Raw genomic sequence first — 18,134 nt, 5'->3', positions numbered from 1 at the left:
CGCAACGAAACCGCGATGTGAGCTGAGCCGACGGCCCCCGCCGCGCTCGCCCCGAGGCCCCTTCCGTACGTGCGTACGCACCGGAACGGGGCCTTCGGTATTCCCGATAGGGTCGGCACCATGTCTCGTATCGACGGCCGCACCCCCGAACAGCTCCGCCCCGTCACCATCCAGCGCGGATGGAGCAAGCACGCCGAGGGCTCCGTCCTCATCTCCTTCGGCGACACCAAGGTCTTCTGCACCGCCTCCGTCACCGAAGGCGTACCGCGCTGGCGCAAGGGCAGCGGCGAGGGCTGGGTGACCGCCGAGTACTCCATGCTGCCGCGCTCCACCAACACCCGCGGCGACCGCGAATCCGTCCGCGGCAAGATCGGCGGCCGCACCCACGAGATCAGCCGCCTCATCGGCCGGTCCCTGCGCGCCGTCATCGACTACAAGGCCCTCGGCGAGAACACCATCGTGCTGGACTGCGATGTCCTCCAGGCCGACGGCGGTACCCGTACCGCCGCGATCACCGGCGCGTACGTCGCGCTCGCGGACGCCGTCGCCTGGGCCCAGGGCAAGAAGCTCATCAAGGCCGGCCGCAAGCCGCTCACCGGCACGGTCTCCGCCGTCTCCGTCGGCATCGTCGACGGCACCCCCCTCCTCGACCTCTGCTACGAGGAGGACGTCCGCGCCGAGACCGACATGAACGTCGTCTGCACCGGCGACGGCCGCTTCGTCGAGGTCCAGGGCACCGCCGAGGCCGAGCCCTTCGCCCGCGACGAGCTCAACGCCCTCCTCGACCTGGCCGTCACCGGCTGCACGGACCTGGACAAGGCCCAGCGCGAGGCCCTGGCGCAGACGCTCTGACCGCCGCGGGGGCGCGGCGGCGCACCCGGCCGTGCGCCCCGCCGCCCCGCCTTCCGGCGATCTGTGATGTTCCCCTCGTGGGACCTGCATCTCTAGGAATGCTCGCGGCACGGGCGCAAGGTGGGACATGCACCCCGTATCTCCCGTACGGGCACGGGGCGCATCTCTCCCCCCAGCACCCCACGACGAGGACTCCACCGTCATGCCTGCTGAAGCCGCTGCCGCCGCCCTCGACGCGCCTGCCGCCCGCACGGGCGGCCCCGACGACCACTCGCCGTGGATGGAACACGTCCTCGGCTGGACCCTCGTGGTCGTCCTCGCGATGTTCCTGACGCAGACAGGTCTCATCACCGGACTTTTCTGACGTTACGCCGCGAAGGCAGCGGTAATCGCGGCCACAATCGCGGCCGGTCGGCAACCAAAACCGGGCGCCACGCGTTCCTCCCTTTACCTGTTCATTGCAAAGAGAGGGCCCGTCCATGTCCGCACACCGCTCCGTCCGTCGCCGAACGGTCATGACCGCCGCCTCCGCCGTGGCGGCCATCGCCCTGGCCGTCCCCGCGCTCTCCGGCTGCGGTGCCGTGCAGACCGCACTGGACTGCGCGCAGACCGCCGCCGCGGTCGGCCAGAACGTCGACGCCCTCCAGCAGGCCGTCTCCGGCGGCGCGGACAACCCCGCAGAGGCCCAGCAGGCCCTCGACAAGATCGACAAGAACCTCGGCGAGCTCGGCGACAAGACCGACAACGCCGACATGGGCAAGGCCGTCGACGACCTCTCCCGCGGCGTCAAGGACGCCCAGAAGTCCCTCGACCAGGGCAAGACCCCCGACACCACCCCCATCGAATCCGCCGCCTCGGAACTCACCAAGATCTGCACACCGGGCTGAGGCCGGGGTCGGGGGGCGGGGCCGGGGCTCGCGTCTGGGGGACGGGGCGGCGGGCCGGGGCCCGCTCGGGCCGTGCTCGTAGCCCGCCCCGGACGTGGTCCGTCCCGGACCGGGATAATCCCTCACCATGAAGCACCAGCGCCTGATCCTCGCCACCCGCAACGCCGGCAAAGTCACCGAACTCCGCGCCATCCTCACGGCGGCCGACCTCGACATCGAGCTGGTCGGCGCCGACGCCTACCCGGACGTCCCCGACGTGAAGGAAACCGGCGTCACCTTCGCCGAGAACGCCCTCCTGAAGGCCCACGCCCTCGCCCAGGCCACCGGCCACCCCGCCGTCGCCGACGACTCCGGCCTCTGCGTGGACGTACTCGGCGGCGCCCCCGGCATCTTCTCCGCCCGCTGGGCCGGCCGCCACGGCGACGACCAGGCCAACCTCGACCTGCTCCTCGCCCAGCTCGGCGACATCGACGACGAACACCGCGCGGCCCACTTCGCCTGCGCCGCGGCACTCGCCCTCCCCGACGGCACCGAGCGCGTCGTCGAAGGCAAGCTGGAGGGCACCCTCCGCCACACCCCCACCGGCACCGGCGGCTTCGGCTACGACCCGATCCTCCAGCCCGAAGGCGACACCCGCACCTGCGCGGAACTGACGGCAGACGAAAAAAACGCCATCAGCCACCGAGGCAAGGCGTTCCGCGCTTTGGCCCCGGTCGTACGTGAGCTGCTGGGCTGACCGGCCTCCACGAGATGCCGAAGGCCCGGCCTCCTAGGTGCGGGGCCGGGCCTTCGAAACCATGGTCAATAAGTCGTGCGGCCGGAGGGACTCGAACCCTCAAGGGATTTCTCCCACAGCATCCTAAGTGCTGCGCGTAGGCCAATTCCGCCACGGCCGCTAGCCGCCAGCCATGGTACCGGCTGGCGGCTGACGTGCGTCTGCGGCAGGGGATCAGGGGCTACTCGAGCGCTTGCCGCCTCCTCGGCACCAGGTACGGGTGGTCGCATGGCAGTTGGGGCAGAGAAGCCGCAGGTTCTCGAGCCGATCGTCGCTCCAGTCGCCGTCGATGTGGTCGATCTCCAGCGTCATCGGCTTACCGGTCCAGACCGGCCCGGTGCCGCACTCGAAACAACGCTCGGCTACGCCCACTTGTCGTAGCGCGCGGCGGAGCAGCACTGTCTTCGTCCGGCGCGTGCCGTCGTGCTTCACCAGGATGCTCTCCGGTGGCCTCATGGGCGTCGTGCCCGGCTTGCCCCGCCGGTGCCCCTGGCCGAGGAAGTGTGATGTGTCGAGATCCCGCTCGGAGATCCAGTGCCTGAGCAATTGCCGGGTGCGGCTGTTGTCGGGCAGGTCGAGTTTGCGCAGGGCATCCGCCAGCGAAAACGAAGTGGAAACGACCTTGGGCAGTGCGCGAGGGGCGGTGGCGCCGTACCGCGCGTACTTCCGGCGGTGGAAATGCGAAACGTCGATGCCGAAGTGCTCGAAGCGCTGCAGCAGATAGCGGCGCAGCCGTTGATAAGGGCGAGTGCCGAAGAAGGTGATGACTTCGTCGATGTCCGTGCAGGACTGGGCAGCTTCGGCCATCCGCTCTCGGGTGTACTTCAGCCCGCTGCTCACGTCGTCGCCTCTCCGGCCGGGCCTACGGCCCTGCGGCGTTTGTTCCTGCCTCGGTAGGTGTCGGTGCACGAGTGGCAGTTCGGGCAGAGGAGGCGCAGGTTCTCCAGGCGGTTGTCCCGCCAGTTGCCGTCGACATGGTCCACCTCCAGCGGCAGTGGGCGGCCGCGCCAGAGCGTGCCCGTTCCGCAGAGGGCGCAGCGTTCGGACACGCCGTGGGCCAGCATGGCGCCCTTCAGCCGGTCGGGGTGGGTGCGGCGGGCGTTGGCCGGGTCCTGCTCCACGAGGAGCTCTTCGAGAGTGCGCCGTCGATGCGGGCTGCGCTTCGTACGCTCGCTTTCGCCGAAGTGTGACGTGTCGATCCCCAACGCCCGTATCCGCCGGCTGATGTGGGTGTGGTGGCCGCCGACGACGTCGAGGCCCAGGTGGCGGAGGACCTCGCACATGCTGGTCGAAGAGGTTACGGCTGCTTCGAGGACGTCCTTCGTCCAGCGCGTGCCCTCCCGTTGGAAGTGGGAGGTGTCTATGCCCAGGGCCTTTATGCGGGCGCGGAGGTAGCTGCGGGACGGGCCCTTCGGGTCCACGCCGAGTCGGCGTAAGGCTTCCGAGAGGGTGTGGGAGGCGGCCACGGCCTCGGAGAGGCGGGCGTGGGTGTACGGGCTGGCGGGCATGGACGTTCCCCCGTTCGGTGACCGGTCGCTTCGGCGGCCGATTGTTCTGGTGTCGAACGGAACAACGGGCCTCGCTGGGCGGGGGTTACGCGGAGTGACGGGCAGGAATGAAGAATCCCCCGATCGAGTGATCGGGGGATTCGGGGAGGGGTTCAGCGCGTGGTCAGAAGCGGGGGTCCGGGGACTGGGCCGAGACCATTTCCACCGCTTCTTCGTGGGTGGCTACTGAGGGCGGGGAGCCCTCCAGGGGCTGTTGGGCGGTTTCCTTCATGAAGAGGACGGCGATGACGCCGATGAGGGCCGCGCCCATGGCGTAGTACGCCGGGACCATCTCGTTGCCGTGGAAGGCGCCCATCAGGGCGGTGATGACCAGGGGGGTCGTGCCGCCGAAGAGGGACGTGGAGAGGTTGTAGCCGATGGAGAGCGAGCCGTAGCGGACGTTGGTCGGGAAGAGGGCCGGGAGGGCCGCCGACATCGTGCCCAGCAGGCAGACCAGGGAGAAGCCCATCAGCAGCATGCCGATGCAGACGAACAGCAGGCTGCCGTCCTTGACCAGCAGGAAGGAGGGGATGGAGAGGACGAAGAAGCCGAGCATGCCGGTCATGAGCAGCGGCTTGCGGCCGAAGCGGTCGTTGAGCCGGCCGACGAAGTTGATGACCAGCATCAGGACGACCATGGTGCCGAGCAGCACCAGCAGGCCGTGCGACTCCTTGTAGTGGAGCGTGTCGGTCAGGTACGTCGGCATGTACGACAGCAGCATGTAGTCGGTGATGTTGTACGCGCCGACCAGACAGATGCACAGGATGAGCGCGGGCCACTGCTGGGAGAAGATCTCGCCGAGCTTCTTCTTGGGGGCGTTCTCGGAGAGGTGCGAGAACTCGGCCTCCTCCTCGGTGAGTGAGCCCGTGGCGCTGTGCGTCTCGCTGGCCTCCAGCTTCTGGAAGGCCGGCGTCTCGTCGAGCTTCATCCGCAGGTAGAGACCGACGATGCCGAGCGGGCCCGCGACCAGGAAGGGCAGCCGCCAGCCCCAGTCGCCCATGGCCTCGGAGCCCAGCGAGGTGTTCAGGAGCAGGACCAGGCCGGCCGCGCCGGTGTACCCGGCGAGGGTGCCGAACTCCAGGAAGCTGCCGAAGTAACCGCGCTTCTTGTCGGGGGCGTACTCGGCGATGAAGGTCGAGGCGCCGCCGTACTCACCGCCCGTCGAGAAGCCCTGGACCAGCCGGAAGAGGATCAGCAGGACCGGCGACCAGACGCCGATCGAGGCGTACGACGGGATGAGGCCGATGGCGAAGGTGCCGACGGCCATCATGATCATGGTGAAGGCGAGGACCTTCTTGCGGCCGATGCGGTCGCCGAGCGGGCCGAAGTACGCGCCGCCGATGGGCCGTACGAGGAAGGCCACGGCGAACGTCGCGAACGAGGACAGCAGGCTCGCGGTGTCGCTGCCGCTGGGGAAGAAGACGTGGCCGATCGTGACCGCGAGGTAGCTGTAGATGCCGAAGTCGAACCACTCCATCGCATTACCGACGGCGGCGGCCTTGACGGCGCGCTTCACGATCTTTTCGTCGGTGATGGTGATGTCGGTGCGGCGGAGTTTGGGATTCCTGCGGCGGGCGACGGCCCGGAAGAGCGCGCGGTGGCGCCTGACTGCCTCCCGATCCAGCTCGGTCCCGGAGGCGGCATCGGTACTGCCGGTCGGCACGAGTGCGGTCCTCTCGCTCGGTCGGTCCGCGCACTGCGCGGTGGGCTCGTTTCGAAAGGGGCGTCTGCGCGGTTACGGAGTCGGTCAAACCACTTTGGCGGCAGAACGCGATATTCGTCACTCGGTGTAGGCCGTTTAGGGTCGGTGTGAGGGGGTTCCGGAAGGGGGCGGGAGGGTCCCGGCCGCGGGCCGAGAGCGGCCCGCGGACCGAGGAACGCCCCGGCCGTTACAGGCCCAGGTCCTTGATGATCTTGGCGACGTGGCCGGTGGCCTTGACGTTGTACAGCGCGCGCTCGACCTTGCCCTCCTCGTCGACGATGACGGTGGAGCGGATGACGCCGGTCACCGTCTTGCCGTAGAGCTTCTTCTCGCCGAAGGCGCCGTACGCCTCCAGGACGCTCTTGTCGGGGTCACCGAGGAGGGTGACCTTCAGCTCCTCCTTCTCGCGGAACTTCGCGAGCTTCTCGGGCTTGTCGGGGGAGATGCCGATGACGTCGAAGCCGTGGCCGGCCAGGAAGTCGAGGTTGTCGGTGAAGTCGCACGCCTGCTTCGTGCAGCCGGGGGTCAGGGCCGCGGGGTAGAAGTAGACGATGACCTTGCGGCCCTTGTGGTCGGCGAGCGAGACCTGCTTGCCGTCCGCGTCGGGGAGGGTGAAGGCGGGGGCGGTGTCGCCGGGCTGCAGTCGCTCGCTCATGGCTCTCCTCATGGGTGGGTCGGTGGGCGTGCCGACCGCGGTGGTCACTTGTTCTGTTCCGAGGTTACTGAGGTCCACCGGCGGCCCCTCCCGCCATCGGCCGGTTCCCCTCTTTGTACGCCGCGTGGGCGCGTTGATCGGGGGTGCCGTGGAGCGGGACGGGTGCTGAGCTGACAGACTGTCCATCAGGAACCATCGAGGATCTGTACTCACCGGCCGAGACGACGGAGGCAGCGCGGTGTCGGATGCCAGGACCCCTGCGCAGATCGAGGCGGACATTCTCCGCCGGCGGCAGGAGCTCGCCGTGACGCTCGACGAGATCGGCGTGCGGCTGCACCCCAAGACGATCGTCGGCGACGCGAAGGCGAAGGCCGCGGCGGCAGTTGACCGTACGGCCGGACGGGCGTACGTGGTCGCGAACCGAGCCGTCTCCGACGTCCGCGCGCAGCTGGTGTCGGAGGACGGCGCGCCGCGGATGGAGCGGATCGTGCCGGTGGCGCTGGTCGCGGTGGGTCTGGTGGGGCTGCTGGCGATGGGCGCACGCAAGCGCCGGTCGTAGGCACCAGCCGTACGCATCGGTCGTACGCACCAGTCGTAGCCATGAGGGCCCTGGCTGCCGGGCCGGGGCCCGGCTCGTGCCCCGGGGCAGGTACGGTCTTGGCGTGAGCCCGAACAACACTCAGGACAGCCACGACAAGCTGCCGATCCGGATGCTGCACGACCGGGTGCTCGTCCGTACCGATATCGCCGAGGGCGAGCGACGCTCGACCGGCGGCATCGTCATCCCGGCGACGGCCGCGGTAGGCCGCCGGCTGGCGTGGGCGGAGGTCGTCGCGGTGGGGCAGAACGTCCGTACCGTCGAGCCGGGGGACCGGGTGCTGTACGACCCGGAGGACCGCGCCGAGGTGGAGGTGCGCGGCGTCGCGTACGTACTGATGCGGGAGCGCGACCTGCACGCGGTGGCGGCGGAGCGCCTGGAGGGCGCCGAGGACTCCACCGGGCTGTACCTCTGACCCGGGACCTCCGACCCGGGCCGATAGGCCTGACCTGTACGAATATCCCCGCGGGCGGTGACCGGTGTCACCGCCCGTTTCGTCGTGGCTTGCTAAGGTCGAAGACATCCCGACGAGACGCGCCGTACCGGGTCATGACAAGACGACGCACCCCCTGTAGATGCGCGCACGCGTGTGCGCTGGTCATGGAGGTGCCGTCATGGCATGGATACTGCTGCTCGTCGCCGGTCTGCTGGAGGTCGGCTGGTCGATCGGGATGAAGTTCACCGAGGGATTCACCCGGCTGTGGCCCAGCCTGTTCACGGGCGCGGGCATCATCGCGAGCATGGCCCTGCTGTCGTACGCGGCGAAGACGCTGCCGATCGGTACGGCGTACGGCGTGTGGGTCGGCATCGGTGCCGCCGGCGCGGCCGTGGTGGGCATGCTGGTGCTGGGCGAGCCGGCGACCGCGGCCCGGATCTTCTTCATCTGCCTGCTGCTGGTGGCCGTCGTGGGTCTGAAGGCGACCTCCGGGCACTGAGAGAGCACGCAGGGCACGCAAACAAAGCGCGCGAAGCACGCAGAGAGAGACCCCGGTGGCCGTCCGGCCGCCGGGGTCTCGCGCGTGTTACTGCCGGCCCGGCGGCGTTTCGGGCGCTCCGCCCGGGCCGCCGCCGCCCGGTTCCACCGTCGGGAAGTCCTCGGTGGGTGCCGTGGTGGGCGGCGGCTCGGTCGGGAAGGTGGGCTGCGGCGGTTCGACGGTGGTGGGCGGCGCGGTGGTCGGCGGGAGGGTGGCCGGGGACGAGTTCGGCGGCGGGGTGCTGGGCGCCCCCGTGTCGCCGCCCGGGGCGGTGGGCGACCCGGTGGCCGTGGGCGCCGGGTCGGTGGCGCCGCTCTCCAGCTCGAGGTCGAAGTCCTTGGCGGGCTTGCCGTTCAGCGCGGCCGCGGTGTAGTCGGCCCAGATCTCGGCGGGGAAGCCGCCGCCGTTGACGCGGGCCAGGCCGCCCGCGCCGTACAGCGGTTCCTGCGCCGCGGTCTTGGGGTTCTGGCCGAGTACGGCGACGACCGTGGCCAGGTCGGGGGTGTACCCGGCGAACCAGGCGGCCTTGTCCTCCTCGGCGGTGCCGGTCTTGCCGGCGGCGGGGCGGCCCGCCGCGCGCGCCGCCGCGCCGGTGCCGCCGGGGCTCTCGACGACGCTGCGCAGGATGGAGGTGGTGGTGTCGGCGGCCTCGCGGGCCATCGCGGTCTGCTCGGGCCGGTCGGGCAGGGTGAGGTTCTCGCCGTTCTTGGTGATCTTCTGGATGAAGGTGTACGGCACGTGCTTGCCGTGGTTGGCGAGGGTGGCGTACGCGCCGGTCATCTGCAGCACGCTGGGCGTGGCGGTGCCGAGCGAGATCGCGCCCTGGGACTCGCTGAGGCCGGGGGTCTTCGCGGGGATGCCGAGGTCGACGGCGGTGTCCTTGACCTTGTCGGGGCCGACGTCGATGCCCATCTGCGCGTAGACGGCGTTGACGGACTTGTCGGTGGCCTCGCTGACGGTGATCTGCCCGTAGGAGCGGTCGTCCTCGTTGGCGGGGGCGAAGCCGGTGGGGTTGCCGTCGCTGACGGTCATCCGCTTGTTGGTGCCGTCGTAGACCGTGTTCGGGGTGATGGTCCGGCCGTCCTGGGTCGTCGCGTGGTTGGCGACGGCGGAGGCGAAGACGAAGGGCTTGAAGGTGGAGCCGACCTGGTAGTCGGCGCGGGTGGCGCCGTTGACGAACTGCTGGGCGTAGTCGATGCCGCCGTACATGGCGACGACCTTGCCGGTGGCGGGGTCGATGGAGGCGCCGCCGGCCCGGACGTTCTTGTCGGCGTCGCGGTTCTTCTTGTCGAGCTGCTCCATCAGGCGGTCGTCGACGGCCTTTTCGAGGGCGAGCTGCTTCTTCTTGTCGATGGTGGTGGTGATGCGGTAGCCGCCGCCGGCCAGGTCGTCCTTGTCGAGGATGTCGTTGTCGGTGAGGTAGTCCTTGATGGCGTTGACGAAGTAGCCGCGGCGGCCGGAGAGGCCGGAGGGGGTCTTGGCCGCGCCGGGCGGGTCGAACTTCATGGCGGCGCGGTCGGAGCCGCTGAGCCAGCCCTTCTTGACCATGCCGTCCATGACGTAGTTCCAGCGGGCCTCGGCGCGCTGCCGGTTCTCGGGGTGGACGACGATGTCGTACTGGCTGGGGGCGTTCAGGAGGGTGGCCAGGTAGGCGCCCTGGGCGACCGTCAGGTCCTCGACGTCCTTGCTGTAGTACGCCTGGGCCGCGGCCTGGATGCCGTAGGCGTTGCGGCCGTAGTAGCTGGTGTTGAGGTAGCCCTCCAGGATCTCGTCCTTGCTCACCTCGCGGTCCAGCTTGATGGCGATGAAGAACTCCTTGGCCTTGCGGGTGACGGTCTGTTCCTGGCCGAGGTAGTAGTTCTTGACGTACTGCTGGGTGATGGTGGAGCCGGACTGCGTGCCCTTGCCGATGACGGTGTTCCAGGCGGCGCGGACCATGGCGACGGGGTTGACCGCGGACTCGCTGTAGAAGTTGCGGTCCTCGGCGGCAAGCACGGTGTGCTGGACGTCCTTGGGGATCTGGCTGAGCTTGACGTTCTCGCGGTTCACGTCGCCGTCGCGGGCGAGCTGGGAGCCGTCGGTGAAGAGGAAGACGTTGCTCTGGGCCTTGGCGGCCTGGTTGGCGGGCGGGATGCCGACGAGGAGGTAGCCGGCGAGGAAGCCGACGACGATGATCAGCAGAAGCACCAGGATGCCGCCGAGGGTCATGCGCCAGGTGGGCACGGCGCGGCGCCAGCCGGTGCGGCGGGGGCGGCCCTTCTTGCCAGGGGGTGGCGCGGTGCCCGGTTCCTCTTCCGAGGAACCGTTACTTCCCTGGCCGTCCTGCTGCGGATCGTCGTTCATGTCAGTAGTGACTCCTCGGCCGCCGCCGATGGTTGTGCCGCGGCGGGATCGGTGTCGTAGCGGGCGATGCGCGCCCTACGCCGGAAAAGGCGCTTTCGTCTGAAAAAGCTGGATCTTCCGAAAAGCTTGTGTCGCCCGATAAGAAACTGTCGCATCATGCGTTCCAGGCCCAGAGGATGGCACGCACATGTGACTGGTCTGTGACCGGCCGAATGGGTTCTCTGCCTCACCCGCCCGGGTGGTAAACGTGTGGTGCGGCGCCGCCGACAGGGCTAGCCTCGGGTGTTTTGGCACCGGGCGGCGGGGGGCGGCGGAGTGGGCGGAGCTTTGGCGCTGTACGCGGCCGTCGCGCGGGGCGGCTTCCGGCGGTACGCCACGTACCGCACCGCCACCGCCGCCGGCGTCTTCACCAACACCGTCTTCGGCTGCATCATCGCCTACACCTACCAGGCGCTCTGGCACGAGCGGCCGCACCTGGGCGGGTACGACCAGGCGCAGGCGCTGACCTTCGTGTGGGTCGGCCAGGCGCTGCTGGCGACCGTGGCCCTGACCATGGGCGGCGGCTTCCACGAGGAGATGCAGGAGCGCGTCCGCAGCGGCGACATCGCGGTGGACCTGTACCGCCCGGCCGACCTGCAGATGTGGTGGCTCGCCGCCGACCTGGGCCGGGCCGGCTGCCAGCTGCTGGGCCGCGGGGTGCTGCCGATGGTGGCCGGCGCGCTGGTCTTCGACCTCGCGCTGCCCGCCTCCCCGCTGCTGTGGGCCGCGTTCCTGGCGTCGGTGGCGCTCGCGGTGACCGTCAGCTTCGCGCTGCGCTACCTCGTCGCGCTGTCCGCGTTCTGGCTGCTGGACAGCTCGGGCGTGGCCGTCCTCAGCGGGCTGGCGGCGATGTTCTTCTCCGGCACGCTGCTGCCGCTGCGGGTCTTCCCCGGCACGTTCGGCGAGGTCGTGCGGATGCTGCCGTGGTCCTCCGCCCATCAGGTGCCGGCCGATGTCCTGCTGGGGCAGTACGCGGGCCCCGGGCTGCTGGGGGCGCTGGCGTTCCAGGCGGGATGGGCGGCGGCGCTGCTGGCGGCGGGCCGGCTGCTGCAGGCCGCGGCCACCCGGAAGGTGGTGGTGCAGGGTGGCTGAGTCCTTCGGGCGGGCCGCGCTGGTGCGGCACGGCGTACGGGCGTACCTGCTGATCGTAGCGATGTGGGTCCGGTCCACACTCACCTACCGGGCGTCGTTTGTGATCATGGCCGTCGGCAATGCCGCGGGCAGTGGCCTGGAGTTCGTGACGATCCTTCTGATGTTCTCGCACATCGACGAACTCGGCGGGTTCGGGCTGCCCGAAGTGGCACTCCTCTACGGTGCGTCGGCCACCTCGCTGGCCCTCGCGGACCTGCTGCTGGGCAATGTGGAGCGGCTGGGCAGCCGGGTGCGCGACGGCACGCTGGACGTCCTGCTGGTGCGCCCGGCGCCCGTGTACGCCCAGGTGGCCGCAGACCGCTTCGCGCTGCGCCGCATCGGGCGGACCCTGCAGGCCATGGCGGTACTGGGCTGGGCGCTGACCCGTGTTCAGGTGGACTGGACGCCGGGCCGGGTGGTCATGGTCGCGGCGATGCTGGTGAGCGGCGCGGCCATCTACGGCGCGATCTTCACGCTCGGCGCGGCTTTCCAGTTCTTCGCCCAGGACGCCGCCGAGGTGCAGAACTCCTTCACATATGGCGGAAACGCGATGCTGCAGTACCCACCCACCGTCTTCGCCAGGGAGCTGGTCCGCGGCGTCACCTTCGTGATCCCGCTGGCCTTCGTGAACTGGCTGCCCGCGCTGCGCCTCCTCGGCCACGACGACCCGCTGGGGCTGCCGGGCTGGGTGGACTTTCTGGGGCCCGTGGTGGCCGCGGTGATGTGCGGGGGCGCGGCGCTGGCGTGGCGGGCGGGGCTGCGCGCTTACCGGAGTACGGGGAGCTGACCATGGGGGAGACGGCATGACGGATGGCGCGAAGACGCCCTTCATCGAACTGGACGGGGTGCGGAAGGTCTTCCAGGTGCGGCGCAAGGCCGGCCGGCTGCGCCGCACCAAGCACGAGGTGCGGGCCGTGGACGGCATCGGCTTCACCGTCGGGCGCGGCGAGATGGTGGGGTACATCGGCCCGAACGGCGCCGGCAAGTCGACCACGATCAAGATGCTGACCGGCATCCTCGTGCCCAGCGCGGGCCGCATCCGGGTGGCGGGCATCGATCCCTCCCGGGAGCGCACCCGGCTGGCCCGCCGGATGGGCGTGGTCTTCGGGCAGCGCACGACCCTGTGGTGGGACCTGCCGCTCAAGGACTCCTACGAGCTGGTGCGGCGGATGTACCGGGTGCCGTACGACACGTACCGCAAGAACCTCGACCGGTGCGTGGAACTGCTGGACCTCGGCCCCCTGTTGGCGGCGCCGGTGCGGCAGCTCTCGCTGGGGCAGCGGATGCGCGGGGACATCGCGGCGGCGCTGCTGCACGACCCGGAGGTGCTGTACCTGGACGAGCCGACGATCGGCCTCGACGTGGTCAGCAAGGCGCGGGTGCGGGACTTCCTGCGCGAGGTGAACGCCTCGCTGGGCACGACCGTCCTGCTCACCACCCACGACCTCACCGACATCGAGCAGCTCTGCCGGCGGGTGATGGTGATCGACCACGGGCGGCTGGTGTACGACGGCGGCCTCGCGGGGCTGCACGAGGTGGGGGAGAGCGAGCGGACGCTGGTGGTGGACCTGGCGCGGGAGCTGCCGCCGATCGAGGGCGTGCCGGGCGCGCGGACGGTGAAGGTGGAGGGGCCGCGGCAGTGGCTGGCGTTCCCGGCGTCGCAGAGCGCGGCGCCGGTGGTGGCGGCGGTCGCGGAGCGCTGGCCGCTGGTGGATCTGTCGGTACGGGAGCCGGACATCGAGGACGTGATCGCACGAATGTACACGGGACGCGGCGCATGAGGACGGCGCCGCACCGCGGCAGCGGCGGCGCGCGGAGCCCGCGCCGCCGCCCTTACAGCGCTGCGGGGGCCGACCCCTTGAGGTGCTTGAGGTCCACCGAACGGGCCATCGCCTTGTAGCCCTCGTCGCTGGGGTGCAGATGGTCGCCGGAGTCGTACTCGGGGCGCAGCCGGTTCGGCTGGGCCGGGTCGCGCAGCGCCTTGTCGAAGTCGACCACGTTGTCGTACACGTTCCCGGCCCGGATCTGGGCGTTGACCGCCTGCCGGACCTGGTCCATCCGGACCGAGTAGCCGCGGTGGCCGTAGAACGGCGTGAGCGTGCCGCCGGTGACCCGCAGGCCGCGCGCGTGTGCCTGCTTGACGACCTTGCGCATGCCCGCGACCAGCTTCTCGGGATTCCACTGGCGCGGCGTCTTGAACAGGTCGTTCAGCCCGATCTCGACGATGACGGCCTGCACGCCGGAGCGGGCGAGCGCGTCGCGGTCCAGGCGGGTGAGCACGCTGGGGCCGTTGTTGGGGGAGTAGCGGCTGCCGTCGATCAGCAGGCGGTTGCCGCTGATGCCCTGGTTGAGCACGCCCAGGCGGGGCGCGCCGGGCTCCTTGCGCAGCCGCTCGGCCAGGAAGTCGGTCCAGCGGTGGTTGGCGCCCGCGGTGGAGGTGATGCCGTCGGTGATGGAGTCGCCGATGACGACGACGGAGCCGTGCGCCTCGTTGCTCCACACGTCCACGCCGGTGAGGTAGCGCCAGTACGGGCTCTGCTCGGTGTACGCCGTGCCCGCGTCGTCCGCCGCCCGGTCGCCGCGCGCCAGGTAGGAGGTCTGGCGGGCGTACGGGTGGTAGGTGACGGGCCCGGAGGGGGCCGGGGAGTACGTCGTGACCAGCAGGTCCGCGTCGTGCGGCACGTCCAGCCGCACCGGGTCGCTGGTTATCGCGCCGCCCGCCGGGATGACGACGGAGGTGCGGTCGCCGAAGGTGAGGCGGCGCATCGTGCCGGCCGCCGCCGAGGGGTTGTTCGGGGTCGCGGCGAGCGCGATGGTGGCGTGGGTGAGGGCCAGCGGGCGGGTGCCGTAGAGGTTGGAGAGCTGGATGCGGGCGCTGGAGCCGCCGACGCTGGTGTGGATCACGTTCCGTATCGACATGCCCGCGTACCCGTCCAGGGTGCCCGGCTCGGCGGCCGCGGCGGAGGCGGACCAGGTGCCGACCCACTGGCCGGAGACGGCGGGCGCCGCGGAGTTCGGGTTGTGCGGCTCGCCGCCGGGGCCGCCGCCGCTGCCGCCGACCCCGACGAAGATCGCGGTCGAGACGAGGACCACCACTGCCGCCAGGCCGGCGAGCAGGGCGTAACCCACACTTTTGGTCATGCGGGGGCGTTCTCCTGGGGCAGGCGGAGCCTCCGGCTCCGGATGGGCAAGGGCAGCGTCTGATCAGCGGCGCCGTCGCAGTCCGATCGATCCGTCATGATCCCATGTCGGCCGGTGCGGATGCCCGGCGGCTCCCTCCCGCCAGGACGGCGGAGAGGCGTTGCGCTCGACCTGTGGGACGACGGGAACCCGTGGTTCGTTCCAGGAGTGGGAACAGGACTAGGTCACAGTTGGACATACACGGGGGACGGGGCGAACGGATGGAGCGGATGGAACGGACGAAGACGGACGTGGCAGCCGGTGCGGAGGGAGACTCCGCGGCCGGCCCCGCCGCCGGCCCTGTGGCCGGATTCACATTCAACGAGGCCGACGAGGAGAAGCGGCGCGGGGTGCGCCGCATGAAGACCCTCGCCACGTGCCTGCTGCTGGCCGTCGCCGTGGTGTACGCGCTGGCGAAGTGGGCGGGCGCGGCCGGGGCCGGCGGCTGGACGGGCTATGTGGCCGCGGCCGCCGAGGCGGGCATGGTCGGCGCGCTCGCGGACTGGTTCGCGGTGACCGCGCTGTTCCGGCGGCCGCTCGGGCTGCCCATCCCGCACACCGCGATCATCCCGACGAAGAAGGACCAGCTCGGGCAGAGCCTCGGCGACTTCGTGGGGGAGAACTTCCTCTCCGGCGAGGTGGTGCGGCAGCGGCTGCGCAAGGTCGGCATCGGCAGCCGGCTCGGCCGCTGGCTCGCCGAGCCGGAGCACGCCGACCGGGTCACCGCCGAGCTGTCGACGGCGCTGCGCGGCGCGCTGACCGTGCTGCGCGACTCCGACGTGCAGGCGGTGGTCGGCGAGGCGATCACCCGCCGCGCCGACGCGCAGGAGATCGCCCCCGGGCTCGGCACGATGCTGGAGAAGATCGTCGCGGACGGCGGCCACCACCGCGCGGTGGACCTGGTGTGCGCACGGGCGCACGACTGGCTCGTCACGCACGCCGGCTCCGTCATGGCGGCGGTGGCCGGCGGCGCGCCCGGCTGGACCCCGCGCTTCGTGGACCGCAAGGTCGGCGACCGGGTCTACAAGGAGCTGCTGCGCTTCGTGACGGAGATGCGGGACATGCCGGACCACCCGGCGCGCGGCGCGCTGGACCGCTTCCTGACCGACTTCGCGGGCGACCTGCAGTCCGACACGGACACCCGGGCGCGGGTGGAGCGGCTGAAGTCGGAGGTGCTGGGCCGCGGCGAGGTGCAGGACCTGATCGCGTCGGCGTGGGGCTCGGTGCGCGCGATGATGGTCGCGGCGGCCGAGGACGAGCGCAGTGAACTGCGGCTGCGGGTGCGCGGCGCGCTGCTGTCGCTGGGCAAGCGGCTGGCCGCCGACGGTCGGCTGCAGAGCAAGGTCGACGGCTGGCTGGAGGGCGCGGCGGTGTACGTCGTCACGACGTACCGCGACGAGATCACGCTGCTGATCACGGACACGGTCGCGGGCTGGGACGCCGAGCACACCTCGAAGAAGATCGAGGCGCACATCGGCCGCGACCTGCAGTTCATCCGGATCAACGGCACGGTCGTGGGCGCCCTGGCGGGCCTGTGCATCTACGCGGTGTCGCGGGCGGTGGGCGGCTGACGGCCGGCGCCGGGCAGCTGATGCCGCGTCAGCACTCTGGTGATCGCCGCCCGCAGGCCCTACCGTGCCCGCGTGCGGGAGCGGATACCGGTGGTGGTGCGACTGGTGTGGACGGCGGCGGAGCTGGCGGTGACCGTCGGCGCCGTCCTGGTCCTGCTCGTCGTCCACCAGCTGTGGTGGACCAACCGGGAGGCGCAGGCGGACGCGCGGCAGCGGGTGTCCCGGCTGGAGCGGCAGTGGCGGCAGCCCGCGCCGCGGCCCGCTCCCTCCGAGGCCCCGAGCGCCACGCCGGACCCGGGGCCGACGGAGAGAGCCGCGAGTCACGCGCCGGACCCGGCGTACGCCGTCCTCCGCATCCCCCGACTCGGCGTCACAGCGCCCATCGCGGAGGGCATCGGCAAGGCGGGCGTGCTCGACAAGGGGTACGTGGGCCACTACCCGCGGACGGCGCAGCCCGGCCGGGCGGGGAACGTCGCGCTGGCCGGGCACCGCAACACCCACGGTGAGCCGTTCCGCCGCCTCGACCGGCTGCGGCCCGGCGACACCGTGCGTATCGACACCGCCGAAGCCCGCTACACCTACGTCGTCGAGCGGACGCTGCCGCAGACCACGCCCGCCGACGGGACGGTGCTGGCACGGATCCCGTACAGCTCCGTCCACCCCGGCCACCGCTACACCGAGCCCGGGTACTACCTCACCCTGACGACCTGCACGCCGGAGTACACCTCGACGTACCGGCTGGTGGTGTGGGGGCGGCTGGCGGCGGCGGAGCCGCGCTAGTACGAGCTGCCGGGTGCCGCAGCCGACTTGGTGATCTTCTTGCCGTCCTGGCCGACCGCGAACCAGGTGCCCTTCACGCCCTGGCCGTTGACGTCGCCGGGGGCCTTGTCGCCGGTGAACCAGTACATGGGCCAGCAGTCCACGGCGAGCTGCTTCGTGCCGTCCGGGCGCTTCACGGTGGTGATCAGCTTGGCCGCGAGCCCCTCGATCTTGCTCTTGTCGGCCGGTTTCGCGGGTTTCCAGGTGTCCAGGCAGGCGCCGGTGCAGGCGAATTTCATCGGCCAGGGGTTGTCCTTGGTGAAGCGGTAGAGCGTGCGGCCCTTGCCGTCGACGATGATCTTTCCGAGCATCGCGTTGTCGGCGACCGAGACGTCTGCCTTGGGCGCGGCGGGCGGCTTCTGCGGAGCCGCCTCGCCGGCCTTGCCGCCGTCGGCGGCCAGCGCGTGCCAGACCCCGCCGACGTCTTGGCCCTTGGTGTCGCCGGGCGCCGCGTCCTTGGCGTACCGGTACACCGGCCAGCCGCCGAGCGTGAGCTGCTTGCCGCCGTCGGCGCGGGTGACCGAGCCGAGATCGGCCGCGTTGATGCCGGTGGCGGCCTTGGCGTCGGCCGCGGGGACCGGCGGCCAGGTCGAGGCGCAGTCGCCGGCGCAGGCGGACTTGGGCGGCTTGGCGGTGTCCTTGTCGAAGCGATACAGGGTCAGGCCCTGGCCGTCGGTGACGACCTTGCCGATACCCGCCGCCTCCTTGAGGGCGAGCGTCTTGGCGGCCGCGCCCAGCCCGCCGGCCGAGTCCTGGCCGTACCCGCCGCCCTTGTCCGACCCCGACCCGTAGTCGTAGCCGGAGCCGGAGCCCTTGTCGGAGGCGCTCTGACCGGCGGGCTGGACCCGGTCGCCGGCGGCGGAGGACGCGTAGTCCTTGCCGCCGCAGGCGGTGGTCAGGGCGAGCACGGCGAGCGCGGTGAGCGCGAGGCCCGCTTGGCGGCGGTTGACCGAGGCGGCTCGGGTGTTCATGGGATCTCCTTCGGTGGGGGCGGCGGAGGTGCCGTCGGGACGGGGATACGGACCGGGATACGGGGGGTGGCGCTGCCGCCGTTCAACGCC

General features: G+C 71.0%; 19 protein-coding genes, 1 tRNA gene and 1 riboswitch. Of the genes, 12 read left to right on the top strand and 8 right to left on the bottom strand.

Annotation, left to right across the window (positions count from 1 at the left end):
* The first annotated feature begins 120 nt into the window (after nucleotides 1–120).
* From rph to rdgB, 4 genes are all read left to right on the top strand, one after another.
* Nucleotides 121–852: a ribonuclease PH gene (gene rph / locus ACZ4MH_RS07340; protein WP_351600426.1), complete on the top strand. Its 732-nt coding sequence runs from the start codon at nucleotides 121–123 to the stop codon at nucleotides 850–852.
* A 202-nt stretch (nucleotides 853–1,054) separates the two neighbouring features.
* Entirely contained in the window at nucleotides 1,055–1,216 is a 162-nt protein-coding gene (locus tag ACZ4MH_RS07335; RefSeq protein ID WP_351600428.1) for an SCO1431 family membrane protein, read from the top strand.
* Between the two features lie 115 nt (nucleotides 1,217–1,331).
* Nucleotides 1,332–1,739 (top strand): hypothetical protein, encoded by a 408-nt coding sequence (locus tag ACZ4MH_RS07330; RefSeq protein ID WP_351600430.1) that lies wholly within the window; start codon nucleotides 1,332–1,334, stop codon nucleotides 1,737–1,739.
* Nucleotides 1,740–1,866: 127 nt separating this feature from the next.
* A complete protein-coding gene (gene rdgB, locus ACZ4MH_RS07325; RefSeq protein ID WP_351600432.1) occupies nucleotides 1,867–2,475 on the top strand; it encodes an RdgB/HAM1 family non-canonical purine NTP pyrophosphatase in 609 nt (202 codons plus the stop codon).
* Between the two features lie 76 nt (nucleotides 2,476–2,551).
* On the opposite strand, the gene ACZ4MH_RS07320 is transcribed toward rdgB, so the two are convergent.
* The 5 genes from ACZ4MH_RS07320 to bcp all read right to left on the bottom strand — a co-directional run bounded on the left by ACZ4MH_RS07320 (nucleotide 2,552) and on the right by bcp (nucleotide 6,418).
* Nucleotides 2,552–2,635 (bottom strand) — tRNA-Leu (locus ACZ4MH_RS07320).
* Between the two features lie 53 nt (nucleotides 2,636–2,688).
* Nucleotides 2,689–3,354: an HNH endonuclease gene (locus tag ACZ4MH_RS07315; RefSeq protein WP_351600434.1), complete on the bottom strand. Its 666-nt coding sequence runs from the start codon at nucleotides 3,352–3,354 to the stop codon at nucleotides 2,689–2,691.
* A complete protein-coding gene (locus ACZ4MH_RS07310) occupies nucleotides 3,351–4,022 on the bottom strand; it encodes an HNH endonuclease (RefSeq protein ID WP_351600436.1) in 672 nt (223 codons plus the stop codon). The genes ACZ4MH_RS07315 and ACZ4MH_RS07310 overlap by 4 nt, the downstream gene beginning before the upstream one ends.
* A 163-nt stretch (nucleotides 4,023–4,185) precedes the next feature.
* Complete coding sequence (locus ACZ4MH_RS07305) at nucleotides 4,186–5,724, bottom strand: MFS transporter (protein ID WP_351600438.1); 1,539 nt, start codon at nucleotides 5,722–5,724, stop codon at nucleotides 4,186–4,188.
* Nucleotides 5,725–5,950: 226 nt separating this feature from the next.
* Nucleotides 5,951–6,418, bottom strand: coding sequence for a thioredoxin-dependent thiol peroxidase (gene bcp / locus ACZ4MH_RS07300; protein WP_030250220.1), 468 nt, complete (start codon nucleotides 6,416–6,418; stop codon nucleotides 5,951–5,953).
* A 238-nt stretch (nucleotides 6,419–6,656) separates the two neighbouring features.
* On the opposite strand from bcp, the gene ACZ4MH_RS07295 reads away from it, so the two are divergent.
* From ACZ4MH_RS07295 to ACZ4MH_RS07285, 3 genes are all read left to right on the top strand, one after another.
* Nucleotides 6,657–6,977 (top strand): DUF3618 domain-containing protein, encoded by a 321-nt coding sequence (locus ACZ4MH_RS07295; protein WP_031063178.1) that lies wholly within the window; start codon nucleotides 6,657–6,659, stop codon nucleotides 6,975–6,977.
* Between the two features lie 151 nt (nucleotides 6,978–7,128).
* Nucleotides 7,129–7,431: a GroES family chaperonin gene (locus ACZ4MH_RS07290; RefSeq protein WP_019711573.1), complete on the top strand. Its 303-nt coding sequence runs from the start codon at nucleotides 7,129–7,131 to the stop codon at nucleotides 7,429–7,431.
* A 92-nt stretch (nucleotides 7,432–7,523) separates the two neighbouring features.
* A riboswitch (guanidine-III (ykkC-III) riboswitch) is annotated at nucleotides 7,524–7,583 on the top strand.
* A gap of 47 nt (nucleotides 7,584–7,630) precedes the next feature.
* Entirely contained in the window at nucleotides 7,631–7,951 is a 321-nt protein-coding gene (locus ACZ4MH_RS07285; RefSeq protein ID WP_351600441.1) for a DMT family transporter, read from the top strand.
* Nucleotides 7,952–8,038: 87 nt separating this feature from the next.
* Here the strand turns inward: ACZ4MH_RS07285 and ACZ4MH_RS07280 are convergent, their stop codons facing one another.
* A complete protein-coding gene (locus ACZ4MH_RS07280; RefSeq protein ID WP_467754367.1) occupies nucleotides 8,039–10,333 on the bottom strand; it encodes a transglycosylase domain-containing protein in 2,295 nt (764 codons plus the stop codon).
* 327 nt (nucleotides 10,334–10,660) lie between these two features.
* On the opposite strand from ACZ4MH_RS07280, the gene ACZ4MH_RS07275 reads away from it, so the two are divergent.
* Genes ACZ4MH_RS07275 through ACZ4MH_RS07265 form a run of 3 tightly spaced genes read left to right on the top strand, consistent with a single transcriptional unit; the run spans nucleotide 10,661 to nucleotide 13,284 of the window.
* A complete protein-coding gene (locus tag ACZ4MH_RS07275) occupies nucleotides 10,661–11,464 on the top strand; it encodes an ABC transporter permease (RefSeq protein WP_351601005.1) in 804 nt (267 codons plus the stop codon).
* Nucleotides 11,457–12,290 carry an ABC transporter permease gene (locus ACZ4MH_RS07270; RefSeq protein WP_467754365.1) on the top strand — a complete coding sequence of 278 codons (834 nt, stop codon included), beginning with the start codon at nucleotides 11,457–11,459 and terminating at the stop codon, nucleotides 12,288–12,290. Before ACZ4MH_RS07275 ends, ACZ4MH_RS07270 begins: the two co-directional genes overlap by 8 nt.
* Before the next feature lie 16 nt (nucleotides 12,291–12,306).
* Nucleotides 12,307–13,284: an ABC transporter ATP-binding protein gene (locus ACZ4MH_RS07265; protein ID WP_351600996.1), complete on the top strand. Its 978-nt coding sequence runs from the start codon at nucleotides 12,307–12,309 to the stop codon at nucleotides 13,282–13,284.
* A 52-nt stretch (nucleotides 13,285–13,336) separates the two neighbouring features.
* Here the strand turns inward: ACZ4MH_RS07265 and ACZ4MH_RS07260 are convergent, their stop codons facing one another.
* Nucleotides 13,337–14,644, bottom strand: coding sequence for an SGNH/GDSL hydrolase family protein (locus tag ACZ4MH_RS07260; protein ID WP_351600993.1), 1,308 nt, complete (start codon nucleotides 14,642–14,644; stop codon nucleotides 13,337–13,339).
* A gap of 260 nt (nucleotides 14,645–14,904) precedes the next feature.
* Here ACZ4MH_RS07260 and ACZ4MH_RS07255 point away from each other — a divergent pair, with 260 nt between their 5' ends.
* Together ACZ4MH_RS07255 and ACZ4MH_RS07250 are read left to right on the top strand one after the other, a co-directional pair.
* A complete protein-coding gene (locus ACZ4MH_RS07255; protein WP_351600990.1) occupies nucleotides 14,905–16,254 on the top strand; it encodes a DUF445 domain-containing protein in 1,350 nt (449 codons plus the stop codon).
* Nucleotides 16,255–16,326: 72 nt separating this feature from the next.
* Complete coding sequence (locus tag ACZ4MH_RS07250) at nucleotides 16,327–17,034, top strand: class E sortase (RefSeq protein WP_351600987.1); 708 nt, start codon at nucleotides 16,327–16,329, stop codon at nucleotides 17,032–17,034.
* Here the strand turns inward: ACZ4MH_RS07250 and ACZ4MH_RS07245 are convergent.
* Nucleotides 17,031–18,044 carry an SCO0930 family lipoprotein gene (locus tag ACZ4MH_RS07245; RefSeq protein ID WP_351600985.1) on the bottom strand — a complete coding sequence of 338 codons (1,014 nt, stop codon included), beginning with the start codon at nucleotides 18,042–18,044 and terminating at the stop codon, nucleotides 17,031–17,033. The two genes, ACZ4MH_RS07250 and ACZ4MH_RS07245, sit on opposite strands and share 4 nt — an antisense overlap.
* Nucleotides 18,045–18,134 lie beyond the last annotated feature (90 nt).

The organism is Streptomyces sp. NPDC026301, assembly GCF_055567935.1.
The sequence above is the reverse complement of the archived record's forward strand: the minus strand, read 5'-3'. Positions and strand labels throughout refer to the sequence as shown.